Source organism: Kocuria subflava (genome assembly GCF_012163155.1).
In the GTDB taxonomy this organism is placed as follows: Bacteria; Actinomycetota; Actinomycetes; order Actinomycetales; family Micrococcaceae; genus Kocuria; species Kocuria subflava.
Genome location: NZ_JAAVUN010000157.1, coordinates 1 through 619 on the forward strand (window position 1 = coordinate 1; position 619 = coordinate 619).

Sequence of the window (619 nt, forward strand, 5' to 3'; positions counted from 1 at the left end):
CGGGCGTCCTCGTTCGATGCCATGCTCCGGTCTCCTCTTCGGCGGGCCGCGCCAAGGTTGCGCGCGGCGGTACACCTGACAGCTAGGCGCGAACACCCGTGCCCGAACCGTGAGCTGGACATCGTTCACCCCCTTGAGGCAGCCCGAGCCGAGACCGGAACCGAGCATTGAGCATGCTCAAAATGTCCCGGAGTCCTGTTCTAACACTGGCCGTTGAGCATGCGCAAGCCTTGATTTGTGCATGCTCAACGAGTACGGTTGAGCATGCACAACCACCCTCCGGGGTGGATCACATGGATGCCTTGCCCGTCGCGAAGGGAATGGGGTCACCGTCATGACCGAAGACGAGAGTCAGGCTGCGGCCGAAGACCTCGCCAAACGTCTACGCCTCCTGATGGACGTTGCCGTCGCCGAGTCCGGCACGGAACCGACCTACTCGCAGATCGCCAACTACCTCCATGAACGAGGCACCAACCTGTCGCGATCGCGCTGGACGTACATGATCAACGGCCACCGCTACGTCCAAGACCCCGCCGTGTTCGAGGGTCTCGCGGAGTACTTCGACGTGGACGCCGCGTTCCTGCTCGGTGAGGACGGTGCTGCCACCCCCGAGAAGGTC

General features: G+C 63.2%; 1 pseudogene. It reads left to right on the forward strand.

Going from position 1 to position 619, the window contains the following annotated elements:
* Positions 1-334: 334 nt before the first annotated feature.
* A pseudogene (locus GTW58_RS13515) lies at positions 335-619 on the forward strand (hypothetical protein); the annotation flags it as partial.